This window comes from Lentzea kentuckyensis (genome assembly GCF_002150765.1).
GTDB classification, from domain to species: domain Bacteria; phylum Actinomycetota; class Actinomycetes; order Mycobacteriales; family Pseudonocardiaceae; genus Lentzea; species Lentzea kentuckyensis.
This window is the reverse complement of the sequence record NZ_MUYM01000129.1, coordinates 1-7,264: the sequence shown is the minus strand read 5'-3', so window position 1 is coordinate 7,264 and position 7,264 is coordinate 1. Positions and strand designations below refer to the sequence as shown.

Below are 7,264 nucleotides of genomic sequence, written 5' to 3'. Positions count from 1 at the left end.
CGTCAAAACGGGGCAACCCCAGTGCCACGCCTCCCAGGTGTGGCACGAAGATGGCTGTAGCGGGACTCTCACACTCGGGGAAGCCGGAGAAAACTGGAGAGTCGATGTCGTCCGAACGGTCCTGGACTGCGTTCAACGGCACCGAACGGAACACGATGACCAGCAGGTTCCGCATTGTCGCAGGTCGGAGCGTTTTGCCCCTCACACTGGCAGTGTGAGGGTCAGGGGTTCGAGTCCCCTCAGCTCCACAAGTTGTAGAACCCGTCTGATCTAGCGGTTATCGCTGGTCAGGCGGGTTTTTTTGTGTTTCATCGTTGATCACCTCTTGATCGTCTTGTGCTGCTCTGGTGGAGAGGTTCTGGAGCGGCTTTCTCCAGGATGATCGGTTCCTGGGGCGTTGGTCTGCGGGGATGTGGTGTCCCTCTTGCTAACGGGGTGAGGGTCGCTGTGTCGGTTATGCAGCAACGGGCCCGGAGAGGCGTCGTGTGGCCGGTTCTGGCGCTCTGGGGTGTGCTTTGACGGCTGCTTTGGCGCTGTGCCAGCGGCGTTGCAGGTTGGTGAGGAGTCGTTGTTCGACTTCGGGTGCGACGTGGGAGTAGACCTCGGTGACGCGGTTGGGTAGGTGGTGTCCGAGGCGTCGTGCTTGGGCGATCTCGGGTGCACCGTCGGCGATCAGCCATGTCTTGTGACTGTGCCGCAGTCCGTGGAACGTAAGGCCGGGTCGGATAGCCACGGTGCGGGGCCGATTGCGCGGCTCGTCCTCGTTGCCGTTGACGGCTGGTTTGAGGATCCGTTGAGTGAAGGTGCTGCGCCACAACCAGTTTCCCCGTCCGATGTGAACACGAACTCGTTGTCGTGCTTTCGTGTACGGCGCCGGTGCGGGGGTCGGTGATGAGGATGCCGCGGTCGAGGTTGTTGCGGTGCAGTCCGGTGAGTTCGCCCCGTCGGCAGCCGGTCCAGGCGGCGGTGATGATCAGCAGCTTGGCGGTGTCGCCGCCGATGAGGTTCGCGGTGGTGCTGGGACCTGGCCGGCGCGGTTGGACAAGGGTTTCGTCGGCGGAACCGTGGACAACACCGGGCTGACGCACATCGGCGCCCGTGAGTACGACCCGGCGATCGGCCGGTTCGTGTCGGTGGATCCGGTGATGGACACGGCTGATCCGCAGCAGTGGAACGGCTACGCCTACGCCAACAACTCGCCAGTGACCTACAGCGACCCGACCGGTCTGCTGCCGACCAGTTGCATGGACGACGGCAGCAACTGCAGCACTCACCACACCAACGACCACGAAGTCGCCTCAGAGTTCGACATGACCTCAGAAGGCGGTATCACCGCAGGGCGGCACAAGCCCAGCGGAACGACCTTTCTGGGCGGTAGGGAACTGCCTCCCGGCGGTCCGGATGTGTTCGCGCTTGCGGATGCGATGCGGGCATACCAAAAGACATCTCGGGACTACCAGAACCCTGAGGGGGAATGGGGCGAGTTCAGCACATATCAGCTTCTCGCATTGGCGGAGGAAGTTTGTACCTATAGGCACGTGTTGTGCAGTGGAGAGTTCACGCTGGCAGTGTCGACTGCCAAGGGCGCGGAAACCGGTGCGATGGGCTCGACGAGCCCCGAGTTCAGCTCGACCATGCTCGGTGCGGGCGCCTCTGCTGGTGCGGCCTTACGCGCAGTAGCCGCACCGTCGACGCGGATCGAGTCATCTTGGGGCTCTACCAGGTCCGCCTGGCGAAATTGCAACAGCTTTGCCGGCGAGACGCAGGTGTTGATGGCGGACGGATCGACCAAGCGCATTGACGAGGTCAAAGTCGGCGATCAGGTGTTCGCCGCAGATCCTGAATCCGGTGAGTCAGGCGGGCGAGAGGTGGTCGCGACCATCGTGAACGAGGGCATCAAGCACCTCGTCGAGATCGAGACTGCAGACGGCAGGTTCACCGCGACCGAACAGCACCCGGTCTGGCTGCCCGAGGAACAGCGCTGGGCGGGCGCTCACGAGCTGCGCGTGAGTTCGGTGCTTCAGACCTCGGCTGGTGCACGGGTGCAAGTCACCGCGATCAAGAAGCGGTTCGCGATCAAACGTGTGCACAACCTGACCATCGATGGCCTCCATACCTACCACGTGCTGGCGGGCGACGAGGCTGTACTCGTCCACAACACCGGTCCGTGCGGGGATCTGGGCCCCGGCTGGAAGCCTGCTTCCGCGTCGAGCATTCCGTGCAGCACAGGCTGCGAGAAGGTCGCCGCAAAGATCCAGGCGAAGATTGGAGGGGAGATCAAGACCATTCAAGTGGATCCGCAAAAGCGATTCCAGCTTGGGCCCTACCGGGGGCAGGACAGTGGCTGGTACTCGCACACGGTCGTCGTGCGAGACGGCAGGGTTTATGATGGGTTCAGTCCTCGAACAGGTGTTCCGGTAAACGAGTACAAGAAGCTGTTCGACTATCATGATGTGATCAACTTCGGCTTCTGAGGGGCTATGGACTATCTGGACATCTTCAAGATGGCTCGTGAGCGCCCCAGGATGCTGGGGCTGGACGGCTCTTTCGCGGCTGCCTCGGCGTTCGTGGCTGGTTGTGATGCCGGTAATTCGTGGAGGCTTTTGGACGGCTTCAGCGAGTGGTTGGCAATGAATCTGGGTGACGGTGTCAACCTGAGTTGGCAGGCCCTTGTCGTCAGGCATGCCGCGCTCGGAGAGCGAGTAAAGTCGCCTGGTGACATTAGTGGTAATGAGGAGAATTCTGCTGCGGTGGAAGTTTTGTTCGACCTGCTCGTCGAGTTCTGGAACGTGAGGCAGGAAATTGGCCTTGCTGAGATCTTCGCGAAGCATGCGGAAATTTTTGGTGGAGATCGGTAGGCTCACGTCGCTCTTTAGGGCAAGGGCTTCTGCGGGTCAAAATGGTCTCATTCACGATTGACGAAGCGTTTTCCTGGCCGAGTGATGGTGTGTCCAAGCGTCGGGGTTACCCGGATTTGGGCGATCGGGCGCGGGAGGTTGCCGCAACTCTCGGCAACGATGACGTCAAACACCTCGCAGAGGTCGGGCTTGAGGACGGTGGAGGCACGATCCTTGTAGGAGATGTCCGCGACGCGGTAGGCCGGTGTCGGCGGTGATGTCGTTCTCGATGACCTCGCCGCGGTGACGGTGATCCAGCCTTGATCGACCCGCGAGTCTCACGCTGATCGTGCTGGAGCGAAACTGGAGCAGTGCTGGTAGTTGAACATCCTCGAACGGCACTCAACCGCGCTGAACGGTGGATACTTGCGCTGGAGATGTTGGCGTTCTAGTGTTTGTGCCGGTAGAAGTCCTTTGTGGACCAAACTGGCGGTGTGAGGGTCAGGGGTTCGAGTCCCCTCAGCTCCACAATTTGATACAGCATGCGAATCGCCCACCGACCTGCGCAAACAGGCTCGGCGGGCGATCTTACTTTTCTGTCCCGAGTGGACGGTGGTATCTCCAACTGGAGCAAAACTGGAGCACGGCCCCGCCCTGGGCGAAATAGGGTCACGGGTTTGCTCCAGGTCCGGCCACCCGGTCGGGTGGATTGTCCACAAACCTTTTGCTTGTCCGCTGACGCGTCGGTGATGCCGTCTGGCATGACGCCCGTGCCGCGCCCGCTACAGGCGGGCACCGTGCATTCGTGCCCGGCACGTACGTGATCGCGGCGGGCGGGCTGTTGCCGCCTGCGGCATCGCTCGCCGTCGACTGAACGGGGCGCTGCCGTCTCGGTCCCCCGATCTATCTGGCGCAGCCGTTCTACAACATGGCGCTCGCGATGTTCTTCGAGTGGGGCATCACGATCTACGACGTCGAGCTGGAACGTGCTTGGCGTGGTGAGAAGAGCTGGCGCGAGGCGCTGACGCAGCTGCGCGGTGTCCTCGGCAAGGCCGGCCGTCAGGTGATCAAGGACTACGTCGCGTTCCCGCTGCTGTCGGGCCCGTCGTTCCTGCCGACGTTGCTCGCGAACCTGACGGCGAACACGATCCGCAACGTGTGGACGCACACGATCATCTTCTGCGGCCACTTTCCTGACGGCACAGTGGTCTTCACCGAGGACCAGCTCGACGGCGAGACCCGCGGCGAGTGGTGCCTGCGTCAACTGGCCGGTTCGGCGAACATCGACGGCGGCACGCTGTTCCACCTCATGACCGGCAACCTCAGCCACCAGATCGAGCATCACCTGTTCCCGGACCTGCCGAGCAACCGGTACGCCGAGATCGCGCCGCGCGTACGTGCGCTCTGCGAACGATTCGGCCTGCCCTACACCACCGGGCCGTTGCTACAACAGACCGCCGGCGTGTGGAAACGCGTGCTGAGGCTCGCTTTCGCCGGTCAGGGCGGCCAGCAGGCCACGTAGTGACGTGGTCGCCAGCCCGATGGTCGCGTCGCTCGCACCATAGGGGATCACCAGCGTGTCGTCGTGCAACAGGGGGCCGCAGGAGTAGACGACGTTGGGTACGTAGCCGTCGCGTTCGGCGGCGGTGGGCAGCAGCAGCGGTTCGGGCAGGGTCGCGAGCACCCGTTCGGGGTGGTCGAGGTCGAGCAGGAGCGCGCCCATCGAGTAGACGCGCATCGGGCCGACTCCGTGGGTCAGCACGAGCCAGCCCTCGGAAGTCTCGATCGGCGAGCCGCAGTTGCCGACCTGGACGAGGTCCCAGTCCCGGCCGGGCACCTCCACCGGTCGTGGCTCGTTCCAGGTCCTGATGTCGTCGGAGGTCGCCACGGCCGTGCTCTCCCCGTCGCCGCGCGACAACGCCGCGTACCGGCCGCCGATCTTCCTGGGGAACAGGGCCATGCCCTTGTTACGAGCGGCCGACCCCGTCGTCTGTGTGACGTGGAAGGTGCGGAAGTCCTTGGTCTGCAACAACTGTGGTGCGACGTCCACACCGTCGTACGCGGTGTAGGTGGCGTAGTAGGTCTGGTCACCGTCATCGTCGGTGAAGCGCACGAATCTGGCGTCTTCCATGCCCTGGCGTTCGGACGGGCCGGTCGGCCAGACCACCCGGCCGCTGATGACGGTGTCGTCGGGGAATTCCGAGGTGTAGTTGCACGCGGCGATCCACCGGATCAGCTCCACGGTCCGGTGTGCCTCCTGGCGGGCGACCAGACTCGGGTGCAGGTCGGCCAGCACCAGGTTCAGGTCGGCGTCGGTGAACCGCGCGTGCAGCCAACGGTTCAGCACGGCGGAGACCTCGTCGTCGTGGCCGAGCTCGGCGAGTTTGCCCAGGAAGAGGCTCTTCTCGTACACCGCCTCCCGATGGAGGCCGGTGGTGATGACGTTCGGGGGCGCGTCGACGGTGAGCACACCGTCAGGACCGACCACCCCGGTCCGGAAACCGATCGACGACAGATGGCCCTCACCGATGCCGCGGACACTCAGCACGAACCGCAGATGTCCCGGTGCCAGCCCGCTCTGATCGGGGTGCGCGACCATGGACGGGTTGCACAGCGCGGCGCCTTCGATGGCGTACTCATGCGTGAAGTACGCGCCGATGAGCAGCCGGCGGGACTCGGACAGCTCGACGCCCTCGGGGAAGCGGTGGCTGACGCTCGCGAAGTGGTCGGCGAAAGTCACGCGGACGTCCCTGTGGCGTCCCGCGAACAGGCCGATGGTGCGGTCGAGCGTGGCGCACGCGGTTTCCTCGTCCAGCGCCATCACTCGCCGGATCACGGCCGCGGACCGCGACTCGTGTTCGGGCCGTTCCTCTCCCGGCACGAACAGTTTGGTGATGACCCGGCGCGGATCCGGCCGCAGCCGCAGCGAGGCGCGAGTGACACGGGCGTTCATCCGGTGCTCCCCAGCAGAGTGCGGCCGTGTTGCAGAGTGGAGATCAGCGCCAGGGTCGACTCGGCGCCCTGGTTGCGGTTGGGTCCTCCGTGCGTGAGTCCGTCGTAGCCGCCCCCGGTCTCCCTGTCGTGCATGGGCAGACCCAGGTCGTTGTCGCCGTCGAACCACGCGACCGCGCGGCGGACACCGGTGAGCCACATCGGGTCGCCGGTGACCTGGTAGGCGCGGGCGCAGGCGTCGGCCAGCGCCGCCACCTCGATGGGTTGCTGGTCGAACGCCGGGCGAGGCTCGCCGAGGTGCCAGCCGCCGGCCGGGGTCGGCGAGAGATGGATCTCGGCGGACTCGACGGTCAGCAGCCAGTCCAGCAGCCGCAGCCCGTCGTCGCGGATCTTGCGTTCCGAGAGGAGATGACCTGCGGCGATCAGCGCCTCGGGCAGCACCGCGTTGGCGTAGAAGAGTCGTTTCTCCGGCCACGGCCAGGTCGGTACGTCGCCGGGTTCGCCGACGTACGAGGCGATGTCACCGAGCAGCTTGGCCGCGAGGGCGTGCTCGGAGTCGGCGCTGAGCACCTCGGCGGCGCCGAGCGCGGCGAAGGCCATCGACCGCACCGACGGAGGTCGGTGGTGGGCGCTTGCCTCGAAGCGGTCCAGAGCAGCCGTGCGCATCCAGGGCACCGGGCAGCGGGCAGCCGCGGTGCCCAGTCCCCACAACGCGCGTCCCCACCAGTCACCCAGCCCCGGCTCGTCCCGCCAGCTGTGGTCAGGTCCGAGCCGGTTGTGGAACCGCCCGTCGTCGGCCTGCGCGTAAGCGGTGAAGGCGAGATAGCGCTCCAGCAGGACGACCAGATCGGCGGACAGCTCCGGCTCGCGGCTCAGGACGACCAGACCTCGGGCGACGTCGTCCAGGCAGTAGCCGTGCTCACGGCGAGGCAACGGCCCGTCGGCGTGCTCGTACAGGCCCGTGTCGTCGCTGAGCCGGGCCAGGTGGGTGAAACTCGGGCCGGTCACGTCGTCACGGCGACGCGGGCGGCGAGCAGGTGCTCCGCCAGGTCTCGATACCGGCTCGCGACCGCCGACCAGTTCAGCGCCGGGGCGAGACTCGCCGAACGGTCGCTCATCCCGGCCGCGAGTCCCGGTTCGGTCAGCACCCTCCGCAGCGCCGCGGTGATGGCGGCCGGATCGCGGTGCGGCACCACCAGCCCGGCCCCGTCCGCCAGCAGTTCGACGGCGTGCGGGAACTCGGTCGCGACCACCGGTTTGCGCGCGGCCAGTGCCTCGACGAGCACGCCGGACGTGACCTGCTCGGACGAGTCGTAGGGCAGCAGGACGACGTCGGCTCGGCCGACCAGCTCCGCCAGCGCGTCGACCTCGAGGTAGGTCGGATCGAACTCGACCAGATCCGCGACGCCGAACGCGGCGGCGCGGTTGCGCAGGTTCCTGCGGTAGGCCTCACCCTCGTGCGCCAGCACCTTGGG

Annotated in this window: 6 protein-coding genes; 3 read left to right on the top strand and 3 right to left on the bottom strand. The window is 65.5% G+C overall.

Annotated features, from left to right (window positions below):
* The first annotated feature begins 863 nt into the window (after positions 1 to 863).
* The 3 genes from B0F77_RS41065 (at position 864) to B0F77_RS41055 (ending at position 4,359) form a co-directional block, all read left to right on the top strand.
* Positions 864 to 2,474: an RHS repeat-associated core domain-containing protein gene (locus B0F77_RS41065; protein ID WP_086668477.1), complete on the top strand. Its 1,611-nt coding sequence runs from the start codon at positions 864 to 866 to the stop codon at positions 2,472 to 2,474.
* 6 nt (positions 2,475 to 2,480) lie between these two features.
* Positions 2,481 to 2,858 carry a hypothetical protein gene (locus tag B0F77_RS41060; RefSeq protein ID WP_086668476.1) on the top strand — a complete coding sequence of 126 codons (378 nt, stop codon included), beginning with the start codon at positions 2,481 to 2,483 and terminating at the stop codon, positions 2,856 to 2,858.
* Positions 2,859 to 3,765: 907 nt separating this feature from the next.
* On the top strand, positions 3,766 to 4,359 hold the full coding sequence (locus tag B0F77_RS41055; RefSeq protein ID WP_086668475.1) for a fatty acid desaturase family protein: 594 nt from the start codon (positions 3,766 to 3,768) through the stop codon (positions 4,357 to 4,359).
* Here the strand turns inward: B0F77_RS41055 and B0F77_RS41050 are convergent.
* The 3 genes from B0F77_RS41050 to B0F77_RS41040 all read right to left on the bottom strand — a co-directional run.
* Positions 4,282 to 5,790, bottom strand: coding sequence for a glycoside hydrolase family 130 protein (locus B0F77_RS41050; RefSeq protein WP_086668474.1), 1,509 nt, complete (start codon positions 5,788 to 5,790; stop codon positions 4,282 to 4,284). The genes B0F77_RS41055 and B0F77_RS41050 overlap by 78 nt on opposite strands.
* Complete coding sequence (locus tag B0F77_RS41045; RefSeq protein WP_086668473.1) at positions 5,787 to 6,797, bottom strand: glycosyltransferase; 1,011 nt, start codon at positions 6,795 to 6,797, stop codon at positions 5,787 to 5,789. The genes B0F77_RS41050 and B0F77_RS41045 overlap by 4 nt, the downstream gene beginning before the upstream one ends.
* The coding region (locus tag B0F77_RS41040) for a glycosyltransferase (RefSeq protein WP_143467192.1) at positions 6,794 to 7,264 on the bottom strand (471 nt) is incomplete at its 5' end. The genes B0F77_RS41040 and B0F77_RS41045, both read right to left, overlap by 4 nt.